A 24,414-nucleotide genomic window follows, 5' to 3' on the forward strand; every position below is an offset into this window, starting at 1 on the left:
GATCAGCGGATCGGTTTTTCGAGCGCAATCACAGTGTAGCTGGTGACGTAATCGGCAAGGCCCGGCACCGCCATCAGCGTGTTGCCGAAACGCTTCATCGGCGCCGACCGGCCGAAACCCGACCGGTCGAACCGCGCGATGGCAAAGCCCGCCGCGCGCGCCAGCTGGCGGAATGTGGCAGTGTCGAGCTGGTTGACATAGGCCTGCTCGGCAAAGCTTTCCCACTGGGTCCACTTGTTGGGCTTCTTGGTTCCGTCCTCGGCCAGATCCCAGTGGCGCGGCACGAAGGCGGGATCGTCGTAGATCGCCGCCGCGGTGCGGAACATCGCCTTCTCGCCGAACAGCACGTGGCTCCACGGCACCGGGATCAGCGCTTCCATGTGCGGGCCCCACGGCCCCTTGAACGGAAACCATTCGAGCAGCACGCGCCCGCCAGGGCGCAGCACGCGGGCCCAATCGGCGAGGATCGCACCCGGCTCCATCACGTGTTCCATGCAATCGAAGGCAGTGATGAGATCCACGCTCTCATCCGCCAGCGGCAGGCCGGCGACATCGCCCTCGATAAAGCGCAAGGTGTCCGACCATTCGGGATGGGCGGCAAGTTCAGCCTCGGCGCGACCCAGTGCGGCGGTGTCGATATCGACCCCGGTGATGCTGCGCGCCAGGCCCTTGGATGCAAACAGCATCGCCAGCTGCCCTGCCCCGCAGCCGAAATCGAGGACATCGCGCCCGCGCAGTTCCTCGTCCGAAAAATGCCGCCAGCTCGACCGCAGCGAGGCATCGCGCCACGCGCCGTAATCGCCGATATCGGCCATCTTCGCCTCGGGCGGGGTCATCATCCAGCGCGAAATCGCGGTGCAGGCCTTGGTGCGGATGCTCATGGCACGCGTGCTACATTGGACAGCCGCCGCTTGTCGTCTAAGGAATCGCGCCATGAAACAAAGCGGCACATCTTTCACCGAAATCAACTTCGACGGGATCGTCGGCCCCAGCCACAACTATGCGGGCCTCAGTCTCGGCAACATCGCCAGCGCGAGCCACGCGGGCGATCCGTCCTATCCGCGCGCGGCCGCCTTGCAGGGGGTGGAAAAGATGCGCGGCAATCTGGCGCGGCTGGGCGTGCAGGGCTTCCTGTTGCCGCTCCCCCGGCCCAATCGCGCGCTGTCGCAGGCGCTCGCGCTCGACGGAAGCGAGCCTGCGCAGCTGCGCGCCGCGGCGTGGTCGGCCTCCTCGATGTGGACCGCCAATGCCGCCACTGTCAGCCCCGCCCCCGACACCGCCGACGGGCGCTGCCATCTGACCCCGGCAAACCTCGTCACCATGCTCCACCGCGCGCAGGAATGGCCCGACACGCAGGCGCAGCTCAGGATTGCCTTCGGCGACGAACGCCACTTCGCGATCCACGATGCGGTGCCAGCGACCTTCGGCGACGAGGGCGCGGCCAATCACATGCGGCTGTGCGAAAGCCACGATCAGCAAGGCGTCGAGGTGTTCGTCTATGGCCGTCCCGGTGGCCGCTTCCCCGCGCGCCAGCACGAACAGGCCAGCCGCCTCGTCGCGCGCGCGCATGGGCTCGATCCCGCGCGCACGGTCTTCATCGAACAGAACCCCGAAGCCATCGCCGCCGGCGCGTTCCACAATGATGTCGTCGCGGTCGCCAATGGCCGCGTGCTGTTCACCCATGCCGAAGCCTTTGCCGACCAGCAGGGCGCTTACGATGCGATCCGCGCGGCCTTCCCCGCGCTCGAAGTGGTCGAGGTGCCCTCCTCCGCGGTCAGCCTCGCCGAAGCGATCCGCACCTATCTGTTCAACGCGCAGCTCCTCACCCTGCCCGATGGCACGATGGCGCTGATCGTGCCCGAAGAATGCCGCGAATCCCCAAGCGTATGGGCGTGGGTCGAAGGCATGCTGGCGGGCAATGGCCCCATCCGGCAGGTGATCCCGGTCGATGTGCGCCAGTCGATGGCCAACGGCGGCGGCCCTGCCTGCCTGCGCCTGCGGGTCGCGTGCGATCCGGCGACCGTCGATCCCCGGTTCCTGCTGACCGAGGCCAAGGCCGATCTGATCGCGCAGACCATCGCCGCCCATTGGCCCGAACAAATCGATCCGTCCGATATCGGGGCACCGCATCTGGCGGACACCGTAATCGCGGCACGGCTTGCCCTTTTGGACGTCTTGGGCCTTTCGGAACTTGGTTAACGCGTTTGGTGGTCAGCCGGGGCAGGCGTAAAGTTAGCGAATTCCCCGAGCGACTCAGCACTCCGCTGGCCGTACGAAGGGTCGGAGACGTTATGCTGGGTAAGCTGAAGCGGCTGTTCGTGATCAAGACGCGGTTCGAGGCGTTCCTGATCATCTATGCCCTTGCGCTCGGCTCCTGCGCACGCGGAATGATCTATCTGCACGATTATCCGGGCTTTGGCGGCAAGTTGTTGTTCCTCGCCACGACGGGCGCGGTGTTTCTGGGGGGTGCCAAGATCCTGGACTGCCTCAAACTCGAAGCCGAGATCGCCGCGCTGCGCGAAGCGCGCGCGCCTGCCGACACGGATTGAGGCCGGCCCCGCGGGCGGGCGTTGTTTTCGATGTAGCGGTGAGGTGGGGGTTTCTGTTGCTACGTACCCCCGGACGCCCGGTATCCGATTCTGTTGCCCGGTTCGGTCCAACCGCGCTTTTTAGCCTAGTAAAAGAAGGGCGTTAGCCCATCAATTATGCGGCGATTGCGAGTGCTTCGTTATCGTTGGCACTTATGGTTTTTGAGCCTTATGCGGGTTACTCAGCCCGGGCAAAAACTACGTCTTTCAACACACGTCGATCCTGGTTCGGCCCCATCAGGAGTTGCGCCGAAACGCCGCTTCTGGTGGAGCCGCCGGGTACTGCCCCCGGGTCCGTTGCATCTATTTCACGCAGCAGTTTATCGCCATAGCCGGTCGAAACCGGCAAGGACCGATATAGCGGCAGTTTCCTGAATGTGAAGTGCCTGGGGTGCCGTGGCAACGCGTTGCCCGATCCGGGCCACACTCCCTCTAGACCCCCTTCAGACCCCCTTCAGACCCCCACCAGAACCCATCCAGACCGGTTTCGCCTGCCTGTTTCACGTGAAACATTGCAGCGAAACACGCCTGCGGCGTCACTTTTTCAGCGCATCACGGATTTCGATCAACAATTCGGTTTCGCTCGGGCCGGCGGGCGCGGCGGCCTCTTCGTGGCGCGCGAACTGCTTCGTGATCTTGTTCACGTATCGCACCATCATGAAGATGATGAAGGCCAGGATCAGGAAGTTGATCACGACCGAAACGAACGCGCCCAGCGCCAGCACGTTGGCCCCCGCCTCGCGCGCGGCGGCGAGCGACGTGCCGGGGGCGACATCGCCCGACAGCACCCAATAGCGGTCGGAAAAGTCGATATTGCCCACAATCCAGCCGATCAGCGGCATGATGATGTCATCAGTCAACGATTTGACAATCGCCCCGAACGCCGCGCCGATGATGACCCCGACGGCCAAATCCATGACATTGCCCTTGGCGATAAAGGCCTTGAATTCCGACAGCATGATGATCCCCTTTGTGTCCGGCTGTTAACCACATCGTGCCACCCGCCACACAGGCTGCCAAGCCGCACAGACACGATCGTCCACCGCTTGAACCGCCCCGATGGTGTGCTATATCCGCAATACAGATTGGACAGCCGGGCAAAGCCCCGTGCTATCAGGAGGGTATCGCCAATGAAGTTCACCACCATGATGCGCGGCACATTTGCCGCCGCCGCCGCGCTCAGCCTTGCTGCTTGCGGGATCAATTCGGTCCCGACCAAGGAAGAAGCCGCCAAGGCACAATGGGGCAATGTCGAGAGCGCGCTGCAGAACCGTTCGGACAAGATCCCCAACCTTGTCGCCGTGGTGCAGGGCGCCGCGATCTCCGAAAAGGACATTCTGCAAGGCGTGATCGATGCCCGCGCGCGCGCGACCTCGATCAACATCACCACCGACGATCTCTCGAATCCCGAAGAGTTCAAGAAGTTCAGCGATGCGCAGAACCAGTTGACGCAGGCGATGGGCCAGCTGCGCACCGTGGTCGAAAACTACCCGCAGCTCGCCAGCCAGCCGCGCTTCGCCGACCTGATGGTTGCGATCGACGAAGCCAACAACCAGATCAACACCGAGCGCGGCCGCTACAACGATCTCGCGCGCGATTACAACACCGAGATCCGCACCTTCCCGTCCTCGATCGGTGCGAACATCATCCACGGTGCAGAAGCGCTCCAGTATTTCGAAGCCGCCGAAGGCGCTGCGGCCAATCCCACCGTCGACATGAGCCGGATCACCGGCACGGCCGCCCCTTCGGCCACCAATTGAGGTGACGATGCCATTCGCCCCGTTGCGGCGGGCGCTGGTGCTGCTCGCGAGCCTGTTCTGGCTCGCGCTCGGCACCGCCGCCCACGCGCAGGACTATCCCGCGCGGCCCGATGGGCCGGTCTATGACGGGGCGAACATCCTCTCGCCCGCAACCGAGGCGCAGCTCGATTCCGAACTGCGCGCCTACAATGCGCAGACAGGCCGCGCGATCATCGTCGCCACGGTCCCCGGCCTCGGCGGCAGCTCCATCGAAAGCTATGCGACGACGCTCTATACCGACAAGTGGGGCATCGGCGGCGCCCAGCGCGATGCGGGCCTGCTGCTGCTGATCGCCCCGAACGAACGCAAGATGCGGATCGAGGTCGGCTATGGCCTCCACGGCTATTTCGGCGGGATCATGGCCGGCCGCGTGATCAACGATGTGATCGCCCCGCGCTTCAGGGAAGGCAATTTCGATGCCGGCGTAACTGACGGCGTGGCCGCAATCCTTGCCCATCTGGCCAAGAGCCCTGCTGATGCGATCGCGATCGAGGAAGCCGCCAAGGCCGCACAGGCGCAGCAAAGCCGCAGCGATGGCGGGTTCCCGTTCGGGATCCTGATCTGGGTGGCGGTGATATTCTTCTTCTTCGTGATCCCGCTGCTGACGGGCCGCGGGCGGCGGCGCAAGTATCGCTCCAGCGGCAAGGGCCCGTGGGGCAGCCGCGGGCTCGGCGATACTGCGCGCGATGTGATCCTGTGGGAAGTCGGCAGCGCGATCGTGCGCGGCGCGATGTCGGGCGGCGATGATGACGGCTGGGGCGGCGGTGGCGGCTTCGGCGGCGGCGGCGGGTTCGGCGGCGGCGGATTTGGCGGATTTGGCGGCGGCTCCTCAGGGGGCGGCGGCGCTTCGGGGGGTGGTAAGCGATGGCCTATATGACTGAAGCCGAACACCGCCTCGTCAGCGCCGCGGTGACCGAAGCGGAAAGCGCGACCTCGGGCGAGATCGTCACCGTGCTGGCCGAGGCGTCCGACGGCTACACCGATGTCGCACTGCTGTGGGCGGCAGGCGCGGCCTTCACCGCGATGAGCGTGTTCGCCGCCTTCCCCGAGCCTTTCCTCGACACCTGGGACGCCTTGTTCGCCGGTTGGGGCCACCAGTGGACTAGCGGTGAGCTTGCCAGCATGGTGATTGCGCTGGGCCTCATCAAGTTTCTCGGCGTCCTGCTGATCCAGCAATGGCAGCCGCTCAAATATGCACTGATCCCCGGCCCGGCTAAAACGATCCGCGTCCACAACCAGGCCGTGCGCCAGTTCAAGGTCGGCGCGCAGGCCCGCACCACCGGGCGCACCGGCGTCTTGATCTACCTGTCGATGCGCGAACACCGCGCGGAAATCGTCGCGGACGAAAGCATCGCCGCCAAGGTTTCGGCCGAGGTCTGGGGCGAGGCGATGAGCGACATGCTCGCGCATATCCGCAAGGGCCAGATCGCCGAGGGGCTGGCGGTCGGCATCCGCGATGTCGGCTTCGTGCTCGCCCAGCACTTCCCGCGCGGCAGCGAGGATGTGAACGAGCTTCCCGACCGCCTGATCGAAGTCTGACAATTTAACCGCTTGACCCTGCGCCCCGGAGCCTGTGGAAGGGCCACCCCTGCCCTCCTGCCGGAGCCTTGCCCGTGATCAAAGACCGCGACGCCGATCTGCCCGAACAGGTGATGTGGGAGGGCCAGTTTGTGACCGCGAAAAAGCGGGGACGGTGGGAATATGTCGGCCGCGCGCGTGGCATCAGGGCCGCCGCGATCATCGCGCTCGACAATGATCCCGATGGCACGCGCCACGTCATCCTTGTCAGCCAGTACCGCGTGCCGCTGTCGCGTTTCAGCCTTGAAATACCCGCTGGCCTCGTCGGCGACGATGCAGGCGGCGAGGATGAAGAGGCGATCACCGCCGCCGCACGCGAGCTGGAAGAGGAAACCGGCTACCACGCTGCGCACATGGAGGTGCTGGGAGAATTCTTCTCCTCGCCCGGCATGGTCTCGGAAAGTTTCACGCTGTTCAAGGCGACCAGCCTTACCCGCATCGGCGAAGGCGGCGGCGTTTCGGATGAAAACATCGTCGTCCACCGCGTCGCCTTGCGCGATCTGGCGCGCTTCGTGGCCGAATGGCGGCGGGCGGGCCATGCGGTCGACGTGCGGATCGCGATGCTCATGACACCGGGTTTCTTGGGAGAGGAATAGATTATGGCAGGACGTGTAGCGGGCAAACTGGCCCTCGTGACCGGGGCTGCGCAGGGGCTTGGCCGCGCGCATTGCATCCGGCTGGCGCAGGAAGGTGCGCGGGTGCTGGCGACCGATATCAACGCGGGCGGCGCAGAAGAAACCGCAGCGATCATCAATGCCGAATTGGGCGAAGGCACGGCGTACGGCATCGGCCATGACGTGACCGACCCTCCTGCATGGGAAGCGGCTGTGGATGCCGCACGTGAAAAGCTCGGCGGCCTCAACGTGCTGGTCAACAATGCCGGGATCGGCGTTCCGGGCAATATCGAAGCCTGCGATTTCGGCGACTGGCAGCGCTGTTTCGACATCAACGTCAATTCGATCTTCCACGGCTGCCAGAAGGCGCTGCCGCTGATGCGCGAGCATGCGCCCGGATCGATCATCAATATCTCGTCGATCGCTGGCCTGATCGCGAGCGACACCATGCCCGCCTACAACGCCAGCAAGGCGGCGGTGTGGATGCTGTCGAAATCGATCGCGCTGCACTGCGCCAAGAAGCAGATGAACATTCGCTGCAATTCGGTACACCCGACCTTTGTCGACACGCCGATCCTCGACGGAACCGCGCGTTCGGCCCAACTCGACAAGGGCGTGCTGATGGAAAAGCTGGCGCGGCAAATCCCGCTCAAATTCGTGGGCGAGCCCAACGACATCGCCAACGCGGTGCTCTATCTCGCCAGCGACGAGAGCCGCTTCATGACCGGCGCCGAATTGAAGCTCGACGGCGGCATCAGCGCGATGTGAGGCGACTTCCCGTCGCGCAAAAAAGAAGGGGCCCGCGTGGCCCCTTCCCGGTTTCGTCAGATCAGGTGCAGCGGCCCGAAAACCGGGAACCGCTTCAATGTCGCTGCCCTCAATCCGCGATCAGTGCGATGGCCAGATAGAGCAGCGCCGCACTGCCGAAGCCCAACAGGGTTGCAGCAACAAAGCCGATGCGGACGATCATGGTGTCGACGCCGAAGTGGTTGGCGATCCCGGCGCACACGCCGAACACCTTGCCGTTCGCCTTGTCGAGCCGGAAGCTGCGGCCGGCCGGCGCGTTGTCGGGACGGTGGTTGAGGTTGTTCATTGCTATTCTTTCTCTCGTTCGGTTGGATCAGACGATCAGGCTGGGGCTGGCGGGAACGATCGCATAGGCGAAGCTGGCGAGCGTCAGGACGACAGCAAAGGCAGCCGATGCGAGGCGGGCGGTGGTTTCGGGAGCGAACATCGTTTCAATTCCTTCTTTCCGAGTGCGATCAGGCGACAAGCGTGGGGGTGGCGGGAATGATGGCGTAGGCGAAGAACGCTGCCGACAGCACGACCGAGAAGGTGGCGGCGAACAGGCGGTTGCTGGTTTCGGTGGCGAACATTGATGGTCTCCTTTGCAGTGTTTCTGGTGTTGTCCGGGACCATCCCGGGGATGCCGGATACATTGCAGGGGGCGTGCCAAACTCGAAAAATGGCGGAATTGCGTGGGTTTGCGGCTTTCGCTGGGCAAACGCGCCGTTCATCAAAGCGAAAGCTTGGGATTTTACGCCAAGGGTTGGGATCGGAGATTCTGCGGTTGCGGTGCTGGCCAAACCCGCTGCCCGCCGCTACCCGCAGCGGTGCCATGGCCCTCAGCCGCATCACGCTTGAAAATTTCCGCAACCACGCCGCAACGCAGCTTGGCGAGACGGCGCATTTCAATCTGCTGGTGGGCGAAAACGGGGCGGGAAAGACCAATATTCTCGAAGCCCTGTCGCTGCTCGGCCCGGGCCGGGGGCTGCGGCGGGCGAGCCTCGCCGATCTGCCGCGCCGCGCGAGCAGCGATGCCCCGCCCCTGCCCTTCGCGATCGGGGCCAGCCTGACCGAGGCGGGCACGGTGTCGGCGCGGCTTGGCACCTATACCGAAGCGGGCACGCCCAACCGCCGGCTGGTGCGCGTCAACGGCGCGCCTGCGACTGCGGGGAGCCTTGCCGAATGGATGGCGATGTCGTGGCTGACTCCGGCGATGGATGGGTTGTTCACCGACAGCGCGGGCGCGCGGCGGCGGTTCATGGACCGCATGGCGCTGGCGATTGCGCCCGATCATGCGCGGCGGGTCAATGCGCTGGAAGCCGCCTTGCGCGAACGCGGCAAATTGCTCGAAAACCGCAGCGATCCGCGCTGGCTCGATGCGGTCGAGGCGCAGGCGGCCGATCACGGCGCTGCTGTCGCGCGGACCCGTGCGATGCTGGTCGCACGGCTGGCTGACGAGCTGTCCGCGCTCCCGCCCGAACCCTTTGCGCGGCCAGCCCTTTCCTATCTCCCCGGCGGGCCGACCGACGAGACGGCCCTGCGCGCCGAGCTTGCCCGTGCGCGGCCGCGTGACCGGGCGGCGGGACGTGCGCTCACCGGGCCGCAACGCGATGAATTGCAAGTAAAAATGGCATCGACCGGACACCCGGCGGCAGCCTGTTCGACCGGCGAGCAGAAGGCCATGCTGATCGCGATCACGCTCGCCCATGGCACCATCGCTGCTGCCGGACGGCCTTCGGTATTGTTGCTCGACGAGGTTGCCGCGCATCTCGATCCGGTGCGCCGGGTGGAGCTGTTCAACCGGCTCGGCGCGGGCAAGGCGCAGGTATGGATGACCGGCACCGAACTCGCCCCGTTCGAGGCGATTGCCGCGCAATCGGCGATCTGGCGCGTGTCTGGCGGGGGTGTAGAGCGGGTCTGAAGGGGGGCAAGATAGAGCAAGACAGGGTCAAACACCGCCTGACGCCACCTTCAAAAATCCTTGAGCGATTGATTGCCAGAGGATTTCATCAAAAATCCGCTCTATTCGGCCTGCTCCCCCACCGGCGGCAGAGCGCTTTCCACATCGCCAATCGTTGCCGCCACCAGCCGTTCGATCCCCTGCGCAGTGGGATGCACCTTGTCCGCCTGGAACAATGCCGGTTCGCGGTAGATATCCTCGAGCCAGAAAGGGATCAGCGCCGCGCCGTATTCTTGCGCCAGATCGCTGTAGATCGCATCGAATTTCGCCTGGAACTCCGGCCCGTAATTGGGGGGACTGCGCATCCCCATCAACAGCACTGGCACCTTTGCATCGCGTAGGACAGCCAGCATCTTGCCAAGGTTGGCTTTGGTCTCCTCGGGCGAGAGTCCGCGCAGCAAATCATTTCCCCCCAGTTCGAGGATGAACAATGCGGGAGGCGCATCCTTCTGCGAGGCCAGCGTAAAGCCAATCCGGTTGAGCCCCGCCGCGGTCGTATCGCCCGACACGCCCGCGTTGATGACATCGGCATTGATCCCCTTGGCGCGCAATGCGGATTCGAGCTTTTCGGGATAGGCATCGCGCGGGTCGAGCCCGTAGCCTGCGAACAGGCTGTCGCCAAAGGCGATGATCTTGCGTTCCGGCCCCATCACCGGAACCGCAGGCAGCGCGGGCGCGCCATCCTCGGCAAGACCCGCCGGCGGCGCGGCGGCGTCATCGGCCCCGTCCGAGCACGCCGCCAGCGCCAGCGATAGAGCGCCCGCCAATGCGATTTTCGACCAGTTCCGCTTGTGCATCCGCGAGCCTTCCATACTTGTAGCTGATTGCCCCTTATCACCTATGCCATCGGAACCCCGTGACAAGCCCCTCTCTCGCAATCAGCGCCCGCAACCTTACCCTTACCCTTGGAGATCCGGCCGCGCCGGTAACGATCCTGCGCGGGATCGATCTCGATATTCCGCAAGGTCAGGTGGTAGCGCTGCTCGGCCCTTCGGGTTCGGGCAAAAGCTCGCTGATGGCGGTCCTGTCGGGGCTTGAACGCGCGAGCGGGGGGAGCCTGACGGTGGCGGGCGCGGATTTTTCCGCCTTGAGCGAAGACGGGCTTGCCGCCGCGCGGCGCGGGCGGATCGGGATCGTGCTGCAGGCCTTCCACCTGCTGCCCACGATGACCGCTGCCGAAAATGTCGCGACGCCGATGGAACTGGCAGGCATGCCCGATGCCACCCCGCGCGCGCTCGCAGAGCTGGAAGCGGTCGGCCTTGGCCACCGCACCGGGCATTACCCCACCCAGCTTTCGGGCGGCGAACAGCAGCGCGTCGCGATCGCACGCGCCACGGCGCCCCGCCCCGGCCTGATCTTTGCCGATGAGCCCACGGGCAACCTCGATGCGGCAACGGGCGAGGAAATCATCCGGCTGCTGTTCGCGCGCCGCGCAGAAACCGGTGCGACGCTGCTGATCATCACCCACGATGCCGCGCTCGCCGCGCGCTGCGAGCGGGTGTTGACGATGGCCGACGGGGTGATCGTGTCCGACATGGCGGGCAAGACCGCATGAGCCTGCCCTTGGGAACCGCGTGGGCAATTGCGCGGCGTGATCTCAACGCCCGGTTCCGGGGCTTGCGGCTGCTGCTGGTGTGCATCTTCCTCGGCACCGCTGCGCTCGCGGCGATCGGCACGCTGACCACCGCGATTTCGCGCGAACTGGCATCGAGCGGGCAGGAACTGCTCGGCGGCGATCTTGAGGTCGAGGTGTGGCAGCGCGGGTTGACCCCAGCGGAAACGCAGGCGCTGTCCGCCTTTGGCACCGTCTCCAGCGGCTACCGGATGCAAGCGATGGCGAGCACCCCCGAAGCCGCCGCGCCGGTCGAATTGAAGGCGGTCGACGCGCGCTGGCCGATGTTCGGGCGCTTGACGCTGGCCGACGGGCGCAGCGTCGGCGCGCCCACGGGCCGGGACGCGTGGATCGCGCAATCCGCGCTCGAACGGCTGGGCATTGCGGTGGGCGACAGCTTTACCGTGGGCACGGTCAGCCTGCGCGCCGCGGGTGTGATCGCGAACGAGCCTGACCGTCTTTCCGAAGGTTTCCAGCTCGGGCCCACGATCATCGTTGCCGACGGCGTGCCCGCCGCGGCTGGCCTTACCGCGCCGGGGGCATTGTATCAGACCAAGCACCGCATCGCCTTTGCCGATACCGCGCGCGATCCCGAAACGGTCGAAGAAGCGCTGACCAAGCAGTTCCCCACCGCCGGATTCGACATCCGCACCCGCGACCGTGCCTCGCCCGGCGCGGATCGTTTCGTGCGGCAGATGAGCGATTTCCTGACGCTGGTGGGCCTGGCCGCGCTGGTGATTGCCGGGATCGGGATTGCGGGCGGCGTGTCGTCCTATCTCGACCAGCGGCGTGCGGGCATCGCGACATTGAAGGTGCTGGGCGCGACCTCCGCCGATATCGTGCGGATCTATGCAATGCAGATCGGCGCTGCGGCGCTGGTCGGCAGCCTGGCGGGGCTGGCCGCAGGTGTGCTGGTCACGCCGCTGCTGGCGCGCGCCTTGCAGGGCCTGCTGCCGGTGACGAGCGGATTCATCATCGCACCGGGAGCCTTGCTGCTGGCGGCGAGTTATGGCCTGCTGGTCGCCTTCGCCTTTGCTGCCGCCCCCCTGCTGCGCGCGCGGACGTTCCCGGCGATGGCCTTGATGCGTTCGGGCATCGTGCCCTTGGCGCGTGACCGGCGCGCGCTGTCGGCGACCGCAGCGGGGATTGCGGCGATCTGCGCGCTTGCGTTGCTGACCACCGATCAGCCCTTGCTGTCGGGTGGGTTCCTGCTCGGCGCGGGCGGAGCGCTGGCGCTGCTCGCGGGGCTTGGCTGGGCGATCCAGCGGCTTGCCCGGTGGCTGCCGCGGCCGCGCAATCCGCTGCTCCGCAGTGCCATCGCCAATATCCACCGTCCGGGCGCGCCCACCGGGTCGCTGGTGACTGCGCTGGGCTTCGGCCTTGCCGCCTTCGTGCTGCTGGCCGCAGTGCAGAGCGCGATCGACGGCAATATCGCCAGCCGCGTGCCAAACGAGGCGCCCGATTACTTCGTGCTCGACGTGCCGCAGGCCAAGGAACCGCGGTTCTTTGAAGTGATCCAGGCAGAGTTCCCCAAAGCGGGCATCCGCACCGTGCCGACGATGCGCGGCGCGGTGATCGCCTATGGCCGCAAGGACGCGATGGTCCGCGTTGCCGATCTGGAGGAAATTCCCGAGGGCGCTTGGGCGCTGCGCGGTGAGCGCGGGCTGACCTATGCCGACACGCTCCCGCAGGGCAACCGCGTGGTTGCAGGCCAATGGTGGAGTCCGCTGCACAGCGGCGAGCCGCTGGTGTCGGTCGATGCGCGCTTTGCCGAGGCGGTTGGGCTGAAGGTCGGCGATTATCTCACGATCGGCATTCTCGGGGTCGAACGCACCGCGCGGGTCGCGAACCTGCGCGAAATCGACTGGGAAAGCATGGGCTTCAACTTCGCGCTGGTGTTCAGCCGCAATGCGATTGCCGATGCGCCGCATAACCTGTCCGCGACGATCGATCTGCCGGACGGCGCGGATACCGCCGCGCGCGGGCGCTTGCTGCGCGCGCTGGTGAAGGAGATGCCCTCCTCCTCGGTGATCGAGGTCGGCGGGATACTGGTCGAGGCAAGAAAGCTGCTCGAACAGGTCAGCCTGGCGACACTGGCGGCCGCGGCGGTAACCGTGCTGGCGGGGCTTGCCGTGCTGATGGGCGCGATTGCCGCGGCGCGTTCGGCGCGCACCTATGACACGGTGATGCTGCGCGTGCTGGGGGCGAGCCGGCGGCAGGTGCTGCTGCTGCAACTGGCCGAATACGGGCTGCTGGCAGGCGTGTTGGCGCTGGTGGCGCTGGGGCTTGGCGGGGGGCTCGCCTGGGTAGTGATAACGCAGTTGTTCGAATTCGACTGGCTGCCCGACTGGGGCGAGGTGCTGGGCGTGCTCGGGCTTGGCGTGGCGCTGGTGCTGGGCTTTGCGCTGGCCGGATCGCTGCCGCTGCTGCGCGCCAAACCGGCGCGCGCGCTGCGCGAGCTTTAGGCGAAGACCGCCTCCATCGCCTCGGCGCCGCCATCGGTGAGGTGGTGGTGCAGGGCAGCGGCGAAGGCCGCGGCATAGATCATGTAAACGACCAGCACGGGAAAGAACGACAGCGGCGCCAACGCGACCCACGCGGGCTGCGCGGCGGCGGCGGTGTCGCTGGCGAGGAGCATGATGATCGCCGCGAACGGCACGATGAAGATGGCCAGCGTGACCCCGGCAAAGCCGACCAGCGCCGCGAACACCGCGCCCGCCCTGCCCCTCGTCAGCGTCCAGCAACGCCGCACGGCGGCCAGCGGATTGCGCCTGCCATCGACCGCGACCACCGGCACCAGCACGGCAAGGCGGCAGCCGAGATAGACCGTCAGCGGCAGCATCACCAAGGCCGCGATCATGTCACTGACCAGCGGTTCCCCCGCCAGCGCGGCAACACCTTCGGCTGCGGCATTGACCGCGACATAGGCGATGAGCAGCAGCAGCGTGATTGCGAAAAAGGCGGGCGCGCTCGCAAACCCGCGGCGCAGGGCTGGCCCGAACGCGCCATCCGCTTGCGGCGAGGCCAGCGTCACCAGCGCGGCCTGCTGGGCCAGCACCAGCATGATATAGGCGGCATAGGTCATCGCCATGACCGCGATCATCCCCGCACCCAGCCCTGCGCCAAGCCCCGCTCCCGGGCTGTCGAGCAGCGCGCCCATGCCCGCCAATCCGGCAAAGCCCAGAATGATGACTACGACGCTGAGCACGATTACCCCGACGATCTGGATCAGCGCGAACACTGCCCACATCCCGACCAGACGCCAGAACCGCTGGCGCAGCATTGTCCAGCTGGTCGCAAACACGCCTCCGATTTCCATCCGTCTATCCCCCGTTCGGCATGATCCCGCGAATGCCGCCCAATCACGATGAACGGCCAAGCCCCGGTGCGCAAACGCAAAAAAGCACGCTGCCCCGCCGGCGCGCCCCCCTATTCGAACAGATCGCCGTCCCAGTCAGCGTGGCGGGGATCGGGGCCGAACCGGTTGGGCCCCCACGTCCCGGCCTCGGCCATCAGGAAAATCAGCCAGCCCGGCCCCAGATAGGGCAGGAAGCCAACCAGCGCCCACCAGCCGCTCTTGTCGCTGTCGTGCAGTCGTCGCACCTGCAGCGCGAGCACCGGCAGGCCGAACACCGCGACATAACCGGCAAGGCCCCACAGCATCACTTCGGGCAGCAGGATCAACTTGCCGGCGGTGCCGGTCACCATGCTTGCGATCAGAAACGCACCGAGCAGCACCGGAACCTGCCATGCGACAAACAGCCAGTATTCGCGCCGCCGCGCACGGCCGCGAAAATCGAGCATCCGGCGAAAGGGGTCGGTCAGCGATGCAGGCCACATGGCATCGGATGTCCGCGATCATGCGCCCGCGTGCAAGCCGCATCGTGCGGCTTCCTCACAACGCAAGGGCTGACAATGCAAAAAGGCCCCGCACCGATGGTGCGAGGCCCTTTTTCCGTTCGAACCGGTGTGACCGATCAGAACTTGTAACGCAGCAGCGCGCCATAGGTGCGCGGCTGGTTGGGATAACCCGAGACCGCGGTGCCCTGCGTCACCGAAGGGAAGATCGTCGTGATGTAACGATCGTCGAGCAGGTTGCGCGCCCACAGCGAGACTTCCAGCCCCATGGCGAACGCATAGGACACCGACGCGTTGAGGTTGTTGACCTCGCGGACGAAGGGCTGTGCCGCCCGGCGGGCCGCCTCGAAGTCCGCCGAACCGTCGGGGTTCACGCCGACGAAGTTGGTCAGACCATCGACCACCTGAACGGGGGCCTCGTACTGGAAATCGCCGCGCAGGATGAAGCGATCTCCGTTATCCAGACGCTTGTTCCAGGTTGCCCCGAACGAGGCGCTGAGCGGGTGGACGCCCGAAACCGTCTCGCCCGAAAGATCGCCGACGGGCGAACCCACGAAGCTCTTATACTCGGAATCGAGGTAGGTGACCGCAAGCGACAGGGTCAGCGAATCGGTCGGGCGGACGTTGCCTTCGAATTCGATACCCTTGGTTTCGAGTTCGCCGGCATTGGCCAGCACGAAGGAGTTGCCGACGAAGGTGTTCGACTGGAAATCTTCGAGCGTCTGCTTGAAGAAGGTCAGGTTCGCACTGGCGACATCCCAGTTCCCCTTGATGCCGAGTTCGTAGACCGTCGAGCGTTCGGGCAGCGCGAAGCGGGTGCCCGGACGCAGGTTGGGGGTGCCAAGACCCTGATTGATGATCTGCGTGAAATCGGACGCCAGCGGGCGGCTGTCGCGCGACAGGTTGAACGAGCTGGCCTTGAAGCCAGTCGCATAGCTCACATAGACATTGAGCGTATCGGTGACTTCGTAGTTGGCGCGGGCGAGATAGGTGACATCGTCATCGCGCGTCCGGCCATCCTCGACCGCGTTGGGGATGTTGAGGATCGGCGGCAGGAACTGGAATGCCCGCAGGCCGCCCAGCGGGTTGGCTGCCGGGTTGTTCTGGTTTGCGGTCGCAAAGGCCTGCGCCCCGGCGCTGATCTGGCCGAAGGCGGCCGGGTTGCCGATCGCGAACTGCTGGATCTGGGCGGCCGTTGCGGAACCCGGAAGGCCGAGTGCCTGGCCGACGGTGCGGGCCAGTGCGCCCTGAAACAGCAGCAGGTTACGCGAAGCTGCGAACTGCGGCGCATCGAGGTTGACCTGCGAGAACGCGTCGGTGGTCCGCCCGGTCGACGTGACGTCCTTCTTGTCCTTGGTATAGTTCGCGCCGACCGTGACGGTCAGGCGATCGGTCACGTCGAAATCGACCTGGCCGAAGACCGAATAGGCTTCGTTGTCCTGCTGGAAGCTGTTGAAGAAGCCCTGACCCGAAGCAAAGAAGGTTCCCGGCGCAGCGCCGAGCAACGCTTCGAGCGTGTTGACGTTGAGCGCCCCGCCCGATGCGCCCTGGATCAAACCATTGGCGTAGGGACGGAAATCGTCGCCGAACAGGATCTGGTCGTTGGTTTCCAGATCTTCCTTGAAGTAGTAGCCGCCAACGAGGAAGTTGAGCGGGCCGTCGAAGTCGGAGGCCAGCCGCAGTTCCTGGGTGAAGGTCTTAATATCGGCCTGACCGATGTTCGCGCCGGTCGCCAGCGAGGCGCTGGTGAAGTCGACATCCTGGTTGGCGCGAATGCGCGTGTCACGATAGGCAGTGATCGAAGTCAGCGCAAGATTGCCGAATTCGTAATCGGCCTGGCCCGACACGCCCCAGTTGCGCACCTTGTTGAAGGGCACGACGTCGGTGAACACCACATCGTCGAGCTCGGTGCCGGGCGCGTTGAGCTGTCCGCCCAGCAGCTGGATCAGCGCCGTGCGATCCGACGGAAGGATGTTGACCACACCGCAGCATTTTTCGTCGATTTCGTCGTAATCGCCGATCAGGCGGAAGCTGAAGTTGTCGGAGTTGTCGAACATCAGCTCGCCGCGGGTGAACCAGCGGTCGCGATCGTTCAGATCATCGCCGTTGAAGCCGTTGGTGATGAAACCGTCACGCTTGTTGATCCCGCCGGCAATGCTTGCGGCGATGGTTTCGGAAATCGGGCCGCTGATGTAACCGCGCGCGACGATCGCATCGTAGTTGCCATAGGAAACTTCGACGTTTCCTTCGAGCTCGAACGAGGGGCGCTTGGTGACGAGCGAAATCACGCCCGCGCTGGCGTTCTTGCCGAACAGGGTCGACTGCGGACCACGCAGGACTTCGACGCGCTCGAGGTTCGGAAGGTCGGAAATCTGCGAAATCGCACGGCTGCGGTAAACGCCGTCGACGAACACCGCGACCGACGGCTCGAGACCGAGGTTGTTGCCATCCGTGCCGAACCCGCGAACCGAGAACGACGTGGCAAAGGCGCTCTGCAGCGTCGACACCCGCAGCGAGGGAACAACCGAGGAAAGATCGCCGATGTCGCGGATCTGCGCCTGCTCGATGGTGGCGGCGGTGGTCACCGAAACGGCAACGGGCGTGTCCTGCAGGGTCTGCGCACGCTTGGTCGCAGTGACGATAATTTCGTTGCCGGTTTCAGGCGCTTCAAGTTCGGCCTGCTCCTCGACAACGGCGTCCTGCGCGGCTGCCATGCTCGGCAGCGCCAGCGCACAGGCTGCGCCTGCCAGCAGGGTGAATCGATACGCGCCGGCCGTGCCGGTGAAAGTCGAACGCATGGGTGCTCCTCTCCAAAATCCCAATGACCCCGGCGCCCGATCGGGCACGCGCCGTCCCAGCGCGCTCTCTCCCGGGGTCTTGTGCGCAAGGTGATAGGCCAGCGAGCCGGATGCCACAAGCGGCTCACCACCGCTTTTCAAGGCGCAAGCGCCTGATTGTTGCGCAAGAGTCACACCTCCCGGCGGCTTGCAAACGTTGCCTGCTGCCCCGACGCTTGCCCCGCGCGCCCACCCCTGCTAGGCGCGCCGGCGATGTTGCAACGCAGCACCCAGACGCACCCGCGGCGCTTGCCGTAGCGTCCGGCGCTGTCGCTAACCCGCCACGAATGCTGCCTAACGCGATCCGCCTCACGCGGTTTGCCCCTGTTCCCTGCCCCGGACGCGAATGTCCGGCTTTTCACCGGAAGTTTGCTGAAAATGTCGTCCGCCCTTAGAAATATCGCGATTATCGCCCACGTTGACCACGGCAAGACCACTCTGGTCGACCAGCTGTTCCGCCAGTCGGGCACCTTCCGCGAAAACCAGCGGGTCGAGGAACGCGCGATGGATTCGGGCGATCTCGAAAAGGAACGCGGGATCACGATTCTCGCCAAGTGCACCAGCGTCGAGTGGGAACAGGGCGGCGAGACCACCCGCATCAACATTGTCGACACCCCGGGCCACGCCGACTTCGGCGCCGAAGTGGAACGCATCCTGTCGATGGTCGACGGCGTGATCCTGCTGGTCGACAGCGCCGAAGGCGCGATGCCGCAGACCAAGTTCGTCACCGGCAAGGCGTTGGCGCTGGGTTTGAAGCCGATCGTCGTCGTCAACAAGATCGACCGCCCCGATGGCCGCCCGCAGGAAGTGCTCGACGAAGTGTTCGACCTCTTCGTCAGCCTCGATGCCAATGACGAACAGCTCGAATTCCCGGTCCTCTATGCCTCGGGCCGCGATGGCTATGCCAGCGAAGACGAAAGCGCGCGCGAGGGCACCCTTGCCCCGCTGTTCGCCAAGATCATCGAACACGTCCCCGCCCCCGGTCTCGACCCCGATGCCAAGTTCAGCTTCCTTGCAACGCTGCTCGACCGCGACAACTTCATGGGCCGCGTGATCACCGGCCGCGTCCAGTCGGGCACGATCCGCGTCAACGATCCGATCCACGCGATCGACATGGACGGCAAGGTGATCGAAACAGGCCGCGCGACCAAGCTGATGAGCTTCGACGGGCTCGAGCGCGTGCCGGTGGAAATCGCGCGTGCGGGCGACATCATCGCGCTCGCCGGTCTGGAAAAGGCCACCGTCGCGAACACCATCTGCGATCCTTCGGTGAGCGAGCCGATCGCCGCACAGCCGATCGATCCGCCGACGCTGGCAATGCGTTTCTCGGTCAACGACAGCCCGATGGCCGGGCGCGAAGGCAGCAAGGTGACCAGCCGCGTCATCCGTGATCGCCTGCTGCGCGAAGCTGAAACCAATGTCGCGATCCGCGTGACCGAGGCCGAAGACAAGGATGCCTTCGAAGTCGCCGGGCGCGGCGAATTGCAGCTTGGCGTGCTGATCGAAACGATGCGCCGCGAAGGGTTCGAGCTGGGTATCAGCCGCCCGCGCGTGCTGTTCCGCGAAGAAGGCGGCAAGCGCATGGAGCCGTACGAAACCGTCGTGATCGATGTGGACGACGAGCACTCGGGCACGGTTGTCGAGAAGATGCAGCGCCGCAAGGCCGACCTGACCGAAATGCGCCCCTCGGGCCTCGGCAAGACCCGCATCACCTTCTCCGCGCCGTCGCGCGGGCTGATCGGCTACCACGGCGAATTCCTGTCCGACACGCGCGGCACCGGGATCATGAACCGCTTGTTCGAGAAGTATGACGTCTACAAGGGCCCGATCGAAGGCCGCATCAACGGCGTGCTGATCTCCAACGGCGATGGCGATGCCAATGCCTATGCGCTCAACATGCTCGAAGAGCGCGGCGAATTGTTCATCCCGGCCTCGGCCAAGGTCTATCAGGGCATGATCATCGGCGAGAACGCCAAGCCCGACGATCTTGAAGTCAACCCGATGAAGGCCAAGCAGCTTTCGAACGTGCGTTCGAGCGGCAAGGACGAAGCGATCCGCCTGACCCCGCCGCGCCGCATGACGCTGGAGCAGTCGATCGCTTACATCGACGATGATGAAATGGTCGAAGTGACTCCGCTGTCGATCCGTCTGCGCAAGGCAGAGCTCGACCCGAACGAGCGCAAGAAGCTGCGCCGCAAGAAGGATTGATCGCGCCTCGGTGACCGGGCGGGCCGTGTGCAACGGCCCGCTGCGATCGCAGACACGAAAAACCCCGCGCGAGGCATTCCTCGCGCGGGGTTTTTGTTTGCCCTTATAGGCGAATTAGAACCGCAGGTTCACCGATGCGCGCAGCGCATGGTAATTGAAGCGATCGTTGCCAAGACGGATGTCGGTGCCGCCCGATTCCAACAGGAACGGGTTGGTGGCTGCCGCGGTGCCCTGGCCGACAGCGACGGTGTATTCATCGTCGTTGTAGCTCGAATAGAGATATTCGAGGCCCAGACCGAGGTTGCGGGTCAGCATCACCTCGGCGCCGCCGCCGGCCTGCCAGCCGAACTGCCAGTCGCGGTCATTGTCGGGCGTGAACGAATTCGCGCCGTTGCTGGTTGCAAAGCTGTGGTCGATGCGGGCATAGCCCACGCCGCCGGTGCCGTAGAACAGCGCCTTGCCGGCACCCGGTGCGATACCCAGACGGGCGCGCGCATTCACCGCCCAATCGATCTCACGACCGAAGGTGTAGGAAGCGGGGGTCGAGCTGAAGCCCGAGGTGAATTCCTCGACGCCCGGCCGCGCGCCTTCGATCAGGATACCGGCGACGAACGGACCATCGCCCATCTGCTGGTCGTAACCAACGCGCAGCGCGTAGCCTTCGTCCTGACGGTTGCCGCGGCAGCCGACGTTCGCGCCGTTGGCGGGCGTGCCGGCGCAGAAGCCGGGCGCGAAGGCATTGGCACCAGCCAGCGTGTTGACGTTGTCGTCGAAGGCGCCGTCACGGTCGGTGTCGAAAACCAGCGAATCGTTGCGGCTGTCATCGGCCGATTCCAGCGAAATCACGCCCGAGATGTAAGGGCCGTTGAAATACGGGCCCTGATCCTGCGCAAACGCAGCCGACGACATGAGAACAGCCGTCGCCCCGATGAAGGGGGCAGCCTTGGTGATCAGTTTCATTCAAAACTCCAGTTTTCGAAGATTTTTCGCAAGTGATTGCGTGGGTACCGGGCATAAGCGGCGGGAGTGGACGATTGTTCCGCTGCCACCCCGCACGGTTCGTCGCATTTTTGTCTGGAACGATGCGGCGCGCGCCGAAGGGGGTAAGTTGCTGTCGCGGCTGGCAATCGGCAGGGCGGCTTGTTACCCCGCATGCCATGAACGCCTATACGCTCCTATCGCTCGCCGCCTATTTTGCGCTGATGGTCGGCATCGGCATATATGCTTGGGCCAAGACCCGCGCGGACAGTGCGGGCTATCTCCTCGCCGGGCGCGGATTGGGGCCGGCAGTAACGGCATTGTCAGCGGGCGCTTCGGACATGTCGGGGTGGCTGCTGCTGGGTCTTCCCGGCGCTCTGTTCGCATCGGGACTGGTCGAGGCGTGGATCGCGATCGGGCTGACGATCGGCGCGCTGGCGAACTGGATCGTCGTCGCCCCCCGGCTGCGCGAACAGACCGAGCGGCTGGGCGATGCGCTGACGATCCCGCAATTCCTCGCCAACCGCTTTCCCGAAACCGGCACACTGCTGCGCGTGACATCGGCGGTGGTGATCGTGGGCTTTTTCACGGTCTATACCGCCAGCGGGATGGTCGGCGGCGGCAAGCTGTTTGCCACCGCCTTTGCCGGAAGCCTGCCCGCGGCCGGATTGTCGGATTATATGCTGGGCATATTTGTCACCGCCGGGATCGTGCTGCTTTACACGATGATCGGCGGGTTCCTCGCGGTCAGCCTCACCGATTTCGTGCAAGGCATGATCATGATGACCGCGCTCGTCGTGATGCCGCTGGTGATCTGGATGAACACCGATGCCGCCAGTGCCCTCGCGATGGTGCCGCAGGCGGGCTATCTCAGCCTGACGCAAGGCGCGACGCTGGTGGGCGTGATCAGCGCGGTAACCTGGGGCCTCGGCTATTTCGGGCAACCGCATATCATCGTGCGCTTCATGGCGATCGACCGGGTCGAGAACATCCCGCGCGCGCGGCTGATCGGGATGAGCTGGATGGTGATCTCGCTTGCCGGCGCGATCGCGGTCGGGCTGGCGGGGCGTGCCTATGCGCAGGCGCGCGGGCTGGTGGTCGAGGATCCCGAGACGATCTTCATCATCCTGTCCGAACTGCTGTTCCACCCCGCGGTGACCGGTTTCCTGTATGCCGCGCTGCTGGCCGCGATCATGAGCACGATTTCAGCCCAGCTGCTCGTCTCGTCCTCCTCGCTGACCGAGGATTTCTACCGCCTGTTCCTGCGCCGCCGCGCGAGCGAGCGCGAGGCGGTGAACATCAGCCGGCTGTGCGTAGGACTGGTGGCGGCCGCCGCACTGGTGATCGCGGCCGATCCTGAGAGCGAGGTCCTGGGGCTGGTCGCGAATGCGTGGGCCGGGTTCGGCGCGGCTTTCGGCCCGCTGATCCTGCTGGCGCTGACCTGGAACCGGATGACGGGCGCAGGCGCGGTTGCAGGGCTGGTCACGGGCGCAGGCGTGGTGGCGGGATGGATCGCGCTCGGCCTCAACAAGGCGTTCCTTGGGGGGCCGGGCTTGTATGAGATCGTGCCAGGTTTCTTTGCCGCGCTGCTGGCGATCGTGGTGGTGAGCCGCCTGACCGCACGCCCTGAAAGCGCGTCCGCCGCCTGAGTCGCCACGCTCGCTGTGCAAGTTTGGCGCTGGAGGATCGCAGGCGCTCCTGATGTGCGCCCTTCCCCGTTCGCGCCGCTTCCGGCACACGGCGCACTTTCGTTACCCAAATTTTAAGGATAATGTTGCAACATGCAGGGATGACGAAATGGATGGCCAGTTCTGTCAAGATCGCGGCAATTGCCAGCGCGCTGGCCTTGGGGGGATGCGGATCGCTCGTTCCCGCTGGCGATCGCGGCGCTTCGGCCTCGTCGCCCTCCTCGTCCCCCGCCAGCACCGCGCCGCGCAATGCCTTGCCGGTGCGGGCAGCGCCGCAAAGCTACATGCCGCGCGCGAGTGACGCCAATTGCCTCGCCGATCTGGGCGCAACGGGGGCGCGGTTCGACCTGTTGCCCGATACCTATGCCGCGCCCGGCTGCAACAAGCTTGGCACGGTGCAACTGATGGCGCTGGCAGGCGACCGCGCGCCGCTGAGCATCGCCAATCTCGGCCCGGTGCAATGCAATGTCGCCAAGGCCTTCGGCGACTGGGCGCGCTTCGGTGTCGACCGTGCGGCGCGCGAATTGCTGGGCAGCCCGGTGGCAAGGATCGAAACGATGGGGTCCTATAGTTGCCGCAACATCGCCGGCAGCGATCAGCGTTCGGCCCATGCCCGCGCCGAGGCGATCGACGTTTCGGGCTTCGTGCTCGCCGATGGCCGGCGGATCGTGCTCAAACGTGACTGGCAGGGTGGCGATGCGGCCACGCGCGAATTCCTGCGGGTGGTGCACAAGAGCGCGTGCAAGCGGTTCGGCACGGTGCTCGGCCCGCAATATAATGCGGCACACGAAGATCATTTCCATCTGGAAGGCACCGGCGCCAAGTTCTGCCGCTGAGGCGATGGCCTTTGATCGGGTAAACTGCCGGACCAGCCAGGCGCAATCCCGTTCGGCCGTCGATATGGTTACGCAACGGCCGGATGCCCGGTAGGCACGATGCCGCAGCCCTGCCTATCGGCGGCGCGTGACGGTGCGGCGTCGCCAAGTATCGTAGCGGTCTCGGAATGATGATGTGGGCCCACCCTCCCGAGACCGCCCCGGCAGCAAAGCCGAACAGCGCCCACCCGGCTAGCGACCCGTCGCACCCAAGGGGTGTGGATGGTCCGGGCCGCGCACGCCTTGCGGCGGGTTCGAACAGCGTGTTCCGGTCAAACCATCGCCGATCGGGCGATGCCGGCATGCCGGGGACAGGCGTTCAGGCCCGCAGCCTGGGTTCAAGCTTTGCCTCCAGTTTCAATCGCACCGCTTCGGCGGCATGGCGCGCGCCGAGCTTGGTCATCATGTTGGCGCGGTGGATTTCCACCGTGCGCGGGCTGATATCGAGTTCGCGCGCGATCGCCTTGTTGCTGCTGCCTTCGGCAAGCCAGTCGAGCACTTCGCGTTCGCGCGTTGACAGCGTCGAAATACGGTCGCGCGCTTCGATCATGCGGCGGCGGGCCGCGCCGAATTGTTCGGCTTCCTTCTCGATGCGCAAGAGGCAGCGGGTGAACCGTTCGGGATCGAGCGGCAGCGCGAGGTAATCGAGCGAGCCGGCCTTGATCGCTTCGACGATGCGGCCGGGGCGCGGCTGCACGTCGACCGCGATCAGCGGGAGCCAGATCCCGAGCCTGCCAAGGCGGTCGAGGATCATCCCGACCCCGCCTTCTTCGGGCGTGTCGCGGGCGATGATGATCCCTTCCCTCGGCGGGTGAACCGCAAGTTCGGAGAGGTCACCATAAACCTCGCAGTGGTGGCCAAGCGCGAAGCCTACCCGGGCCAATTCGGCACGCTGGCGGCTGCACGAGTCGATGAAGTGGAGGGAGGATTTGCGTGTCATGCGACTGTGTCTGCGCTAACCTACTATGGGTTTCACGCAGTAGCGCCGCCAATCCGGAGGATTTACCATCTCCGCTTGGGTTCAAATAATTGA

Annotated in this window: 24 protein-coding genes and 1 other RNA gene; 13 read left to right on the forward strand and 12 right to left on the reverse strand. The window is 65.3% G+C overall.

The window, feature by feature from the left end:
- Window positions 1-2: 2 nt before the first annotated feature.
- On the reverse strand, window positions 3-881 hold the full coding sequence (locus A9D12_RS00645; protein WP_068348682.1) for a class I SAM-dependent methyltransferase: 879 nt from the start codon (window positions 879-881) through the stop codon (window positions 3-5).
- Between the two features lie 52 nt (window positions 882-933).
- On the opposite strand from A9D12_RS00645, the gene A9D12_RS00650 reads away from it, so the two are divergent.
- Complete coding sequence (locus A9D12_RS00650; protein ID WP_068348685.1) at window positions 934-2,199, forward strand: N-succinylarginine dihydrolase; 1,266 nt, start codon at window positions 934-936, stop codon at window positions 2,197-2,199.
- Between the two features lie 92 nt (window positions 2,200-2,291).
- Window positions 2,292-2,549 carry a hypothetical protein gene (locus A9D12_RS00655; protein WP_068348690.1) on the forward strand — a complete coding sequence of 86 codons (258 nt, stop codon included), beginning with the start codon at window positions 2,292-2,294 and terminating at the stop codon, window positions 2,547-2,549.
- Between the two features lie 79 nt (window positions 2,550-2,628).
- On the opposite strand, the gene ssrA is transcribed toward A9D12_RS00655, so the two are convergent.
- Window positions 2,629-2,974, reverse strand: a transfer-messenger RNA (tmRNA) gene (gene ssrA, locus A9D12_RS00660).
- A gap of 150 nt (window positions 2,975-3,124) precedes the next feature.
- Window positions 3,125-3,547 carry a large conductance mechanosensitive channel protein MscL gene (gene mscL / locus A9D12_RS00665; RefSeq protein WP_068348693.1) on the reverse strand — a complete coding sequence of 141 codons (423 nt, stop codon included), beginning with the start codon at window positions 3,545-3,547 and terminating at the stop codon, window positions 3,125-3,127.
- A gap of 171 nt (window positions 3,548-3,718) precedes the next feature.
- Between mscL and A9D12_RS00670 the strand changes: the two genes are divergently transcribed.
- The 5 genes from A9D12_RS00670 (at window position 3,719) to A9D12_RS00690 (ending at window position 7,347) form a co-directional block, all read left to right on the forward strand.
- A complete protein-coding gene (locus A9D12_RS00670) occupies window positions 3,719-4,348 on the forward strand; it encodes a LemA family protein (protein WP_068348696.1) in 630 nt (209 codons plus the stop codon).
- 7 nt (window positions 4,349-4,355) lie between these two features.
- Window positions 4,356-5,264, forward strand: a complete 909-nt coding sequence (locus A9D12_RS00675; protein ID WP_068353285.1) for a TPM domain-containing protein — start codon at window positions 4,356-4,358, stop codon at window positions 5,262-5,264.
- Window positions 5,252-5,926, forward strand: coding sequence for a TPM domain-containing protein (locus tag A9D12_RS00680; protein ID WP_068348698.1), 675 nt, complete (start codon window positions 5,252-5,254; stop codon window positions 5,924-5,926). The genes A9D12_RS00675 and A9D12_RS00680 overlap by 13 nt, the downstream gene beginning before the upstream one ends.
- Before the next feature lie 74 nt (window positions 5,927-6,000).
- On the forward strand, window positions 6,001-6,561 hold the full coding sequence (locus A9D12_RS00685) for an NUDIX hydrolase (RefSeq protein WP_418251567.1): 561 nt from the start codon (window positions 6,001-6,003) through the stop codon (window positions 6,559-6,561).
- A 3-nt stretch (window positions 6,562-6,564) separates the two neighbouring features.
- Complete coding sequence (locus A9D12_RS00690; RefSeq protein ID WP_068348700.1) at window positions 6,565-7,347, forward strand: SDR family oxidoreductase; 783 nt, start codon at window positions 6,565-6,567, stop codon at window positions 7,345-7,347.
- 109 nt (window positions 7,348-7,456) lie between these two features.
- Here the strand turns inward: A9D12_RS00690 and A9D12_RS00695 are convergent, their stop codons facing one another.
- The 3 genes from A9D12_RS00695 to A9D12_RS14800 are packed head-to-tail and all read right to left on the reverse strand — an operon-like array spanning window position 7,457 to window position 7,955.
- Window positions 7,457-7,672: a PspC domain-containing protein gene (locus A9D12_RS00695; protein WP_068348703.1), complete on the reverse strand. Its 216-nt coding sequence runs from the start codon at window positions 7,670-7,672 to the stop codon at window positions 7,457-7,459.
- 27 nt (window positions 7,673-7,699) lie between these two features.
- The gene (locus A9D12_RS14795) at window positions 7,700-7,813 is read right to left on the reverse strand and encodes an enoyl-CoA hydratase (RefSeq protein ID WP_197489843.1); all 114 of its coding nucleotides are present in this window, start codon (window positions 7,811-7,813) and stop codon (window positions 7,700-7,702) included.
- Between the two features lie 28 nt (window positions 7,814-7,841).
- Complete coding sequence (locus A9D12_RS14800; RefSeq protein WP_197489844.1) at window positions 7,842-7,955, reverse strand: enoyl-CoA hydratase; 114 nt, start codon at window positions 7,953-7,955, stop codon at window positions 7,842-7,844.
- Window positions 7,956-8,197: 242 nt separating this feature from the next.
- On the opposite strand from A9D12_RS14800, the gene recF reads away from it, so the two are divergent.
- Window positions 8,198-9,286, forward strand: a complete 1,089-nt coding sequence (gene recF / locus A9D12_RS00700) for a DNA replication/repair protein RecF (protein ID WP_068348706.1) — start codon at window positions 8,198-8,200, stop codon at window positions 9,284-9,286.
- A 101-nt stretch (window positions 9,287-9,387) separates the two neighbouring features.
- On the opposite strand, the gene A9D12_RS00705 is transcribed toward recF, so the two are convergent.
- Complete coding sequence (locus A9D12_RS00705) at window positions 9,388-10,122, reverse strand: arylesterase (protein ID WP_231889659.1); 735 nt, start codon at window positions 10,120-10,122, stop codon at window positions 9,388-9,390.
- A gap of 59 nt (window positions 10,123-10,181) precedes the next feature.
- On the opposite strand from A9D12_RS00705, the gene A9D12_RS00710 reads away from it, so the two are divergent.
- A complete protein-coding gene (locus tag A9D12_RS00710; protein ID WP_068348713.1) occupies window positions 10,182-10,880 on the forward strand; it encodes an ABC transporter ATP-binding protein in 699 nt (232 codons plus the stop codon).
- Window positions 10,877-13,402 (forward strand): ABC transporter permease, encoded by a 2,526-nt coding sequence (locus A9D12_RS00715; RefSeq protein WP_068348716.1) that lies wholly within the window; start codon window positions 10,877-10,879, stop codon window positions 13,400-13,402. The genes A9D12_RS00710 and A9D12_RS00715 overlap by 4 nt, the downstream gene beginning before the upstream one ends.
- Here A9D12_RS00715 and A9D12_RS00720 read toward each other — a convergent pair.
- The 3 genes from A9D12_RS00720 to A9D12_RS00730 form a co-directional block, all read right to left on the reverse strand.
- A complete protein-coding gene (locus tag A9D12_RS00720; RefSeq protein ID WP_068348720.1) occupies window positions 13,399-14,256 on the reverse strand; it encodes a glycerophosphoryl diester phosphodiesterase membrane domain-containing protein in 858 nt (285 codons plus the stop codon). The two genes, A9D12_RS00715 and A9D12_RS00720, sit on opposite strands and share 4 nt — an antisense overlap.
- Before the next feature lie 110 nt (window positions 14,257-14,366).
- Window positions 14,367-14,777, reverse strand: a complete 411-nt coding sequence (locus A9D12_RS00725; RefSeq protein WP_068348723.1) for a DUF805 domain-containing protein — start codon at window positions 14,775-14,777, stop codon at window positions 14,367-14,369.
- Window positions 14,778-14,914: 137 nt separating this feature from the next.
- Window positions 14,915-17,593, reverse strand: a complete 2,679-nt coding sequence (locus tag A9D12_RS00730; RefSeq protein WP_068348726.1) for a TonB-dependent receptor — start codon at window positions 17,591-17,593, stop codon at window positions 14,915-14,917.
- A gap of 417 nt (window positions 17,594-18,010) precedes the next feature.
- On the opposite strand from A9D12_RS00730, the gene typA reads away from it, so the two are divergent.
- Entirely contained in the window at window positions 18,011-19,840 is a 1,830-nt protein-coding gene (gene typA, locus A9D12_RS00735; RefSeq protein WP_068348729.1) for a translational GTPase TypA, read from the forward strand.
- Between the two features lie 114 nt (window positions 19,841-19,954).
- Here typA and A9D12_RS00740 read toward each other — a convergent pair whose 3' ends face one another.
- Window positions 19,955-20,800, reverse strand: a complete 846-nt coding sequence (locus A9D12_RS00740; protein WP_068348731.1) for an outer membrane protein — start codon at window positions 20,798-20,800, stop codon at window positions 19,955-19,957.
- 197 nt (window positions 20,801-20,997) lie between these two features.
- Here A9D12_RS00740 and putP point away from each other — a divergent pair, with 197 nt between their 5' ends.
- Window positions 20,998-22,467: a sodium/proline symporter PutP gene (gene putP, locus A9D12_RS00745; protein WP_068348734.1), complete on the forward strand. Its 1,470-nt coding sequence runs from the start codon at window positions 20,998-21,000 to the stop codon at window positions 22,465-22,467.
- 152 nt (window positions 22,468-22,619) lie between these two features.
- The gene (locus tag A9D12_RS00750) at window positions 22,620-23,342 is read left to right on the forward strand and encodes an extensin family protein (protein WP_068353291.1); all 723 of its coding nucleotides are present in this window, start codon (window positions 22,620-22,622) and stop codon (window positions 23,340-23,342) included.
- 358 nt (window positions 23,343-23,700) lie between these two features.
- Here the strand turns inward: A9D12_RS00750 and A9D12_RS00755 are convergent, their stop codons facing one another.
- Window positions 23,701-24,321, reverse strand: a complete 621-nt coding sequence (locus A9D12_RS00755; RefSeq protein WP_068348737.1) for a response regulator transcription factor — start codon at window positions 24,319-24,321, stop codon at window positions 23,701-23,703.
- Between the last annotated feature and the right edge of the window lie 93 nt (window positions 24,322-24,414).

It is taken from the genome of Erythrobacter neustonensis (assembly GCF_001663175.1).
Taxonomy (GTDB): Bacteria; Pseudomonadota; Alphaproteobacteria; order Sphingomonadales; family Sphingomonadaceae; genus Erythrobacter; species Erythrobacter neustonensis.

What these genes read in the sequence shown, in the direction of transcription:
- A9D12_RS00695 (WP_068348703.1), bottom strand. Translation starts at nt 7,672, where the DNA reads ATGAACAACCTCAACCACCGTCCCGACAACGCGCCGGCCGGCCGCAGC.
- A9D12_RS00680 (WP_068348698.1), top strand. Translation starts at nt 5,252, where the DNA reads ATGGCCTATATGACTGAAGCCGAACACCGCCTCGTCAGCGCCGCGGTG.
- A9D12_RS00715 (WP_068348716.1), top strand. Translation starts at nt 10,877, where the DNA reads ATGAGCCTGCCCTTGGGAACCGCGTGGGCAATTGCGCGGCGTGATCTC.
- A9D12_RS14800 (WP_197489844.1), bottom strand. Translation starts at nt 7,955, where the DNA reads ATGTTCGCCACCGAAACCAGCAACCGCCTGTTCGCCGCCACCTTCTCG.
- A9D12_RS00740 (WP_068348731.1), bottom strand. Translation starts at nt 20,800, where the DNA reads ATGAAACTGATCACCAAGGCTGCCCCCTTCATCGGGGCGACGGCTGTT.
- A9D12_RS00650 (WP_068348685.1), top strand. Translation starts at nt 934, where the DNA reads ATGAAACAAAGCGGCACATCTTTCACCGAAATCAACTTCGACGGGATC.
- A9D12_RS00670 (WP_068348696.1), top strand. Translation starts at nt 3,719, where the DNA reads ATGAAGTTCACCACCATGATGCGCGGCACATTTGCCGCCGCCGCCGCG.
- A9D12_RS00705 (WP_231889659.1), bottom strand. Translation starts at nt 10,122, where the DNA reads ATGCACAAGCGGAACTGGTCGAAAATCGCATTGGCGGGCGCTCTATCG.
- A9D12_RS00675 (WP_068353285.1), top strand. Translation starts at nt 4,356, where the DNA reads ATGCCATTCGCCCCGTTGCGGCGGGCGCTGGTGCTGCTCGCGAGCCTG.
- A9D12_RS00645 (WP_068348682.1), bottom strand. Translation starts at nt 881, where the DNA reads ATGAGCATCCGCACCAAGGCCTGCACCGCGATTTCGCGCTGGATGATG.
- A9D12_RS00655 (WP_068348690.1), top strand. Translation starts at nt 2,292, where the DNA reads ATGCTGGGTAAGCTGAAGCGGCTGTTCGTGATCAAGACGCGGTTCGAG.
- typA (WP_068348729.1), top strand. Translation starts at nt 18,011, where the DNA reads ATGTCGTCCGCCCTTAGAAATATCGCGATTATCGCCCACGTTGACCAC.
- A9D12_RS14795 (WP_197489843.1), bottom strand. Translation starts at nt 7,813, where the DNA reads ATGTTCGCTCCCGAAACCACCGCCCGCCTCGCATCGGCTGCCTTTGCT.
- A9D12_RS00755 (WP_068348737.1), bottom strand. Translation starts at nt 24,321, where the DNA reads ATGACACGCAAATCCTCCCTCCACTTCATCGACTCGTGCAGCCGCCAG.
- mscL (WP_068348693.1), bottom strand. Translation starts at nt 3,547, where the DNA reads ATGCTGTCGGAATTCAAGGCCTTTATCGCCAAGGGCAATGTCATGGAT.
- A9D12_RS00725 (WP_068348723.1), bottom strand. Translation starts at nt 14,777, where the DNA reads ATGTGGCCTGCATCGCTGACCGACCCCTTTCGCCGGATGCTCGATTTT.
- A9D12_RS00690 (WP_068348700.1), top strand. Translation starts at nt 6,565, where the DNA reads ATGGCAGGACGTGTAGCGGGCAAACTGGCCCTCGTGACCGGGGCTGCG.
- A9D12_RS00730 (WP_068348726.1), bottom strand. Translation starts at nt 17,593, where the DNA reads ATGCGTTCGACTTTCACCGGCACGGCCGGCGCGTATCGATTCACCCTG.
- recF (WP_068348706.1), top strand. Translation starts at nt 8,198, where the DNA reads ATGGCCCTCAGCCGCATCACGCTTGAAAATTTCCGCAACCACGCCGCA.
- putP (WP_068348734.1), top strand. Translation starts at nt 20,998, where the DNA reads ATGAACGCCTATACGCTCCTATCGCTCGCCGCCTATTTTGCGCTGATG.
- A9D12_RS00750 (WP_068353291.1), top strand. Translation starts at nt 22,620, where the DNA reads ATGGCCAGTTCTGTCAAGATCGCGGCAATTGCCAGCGCGCTGGCCTTG.
- A9D12_RS00720 (WP_068348720.1), bottom strand. Translation starts at nt 14,256, where the DNA reads ATGGAAATCGGAGGCGTGTTTGCGACCAGCTGGACAATGCTGCGCCAG.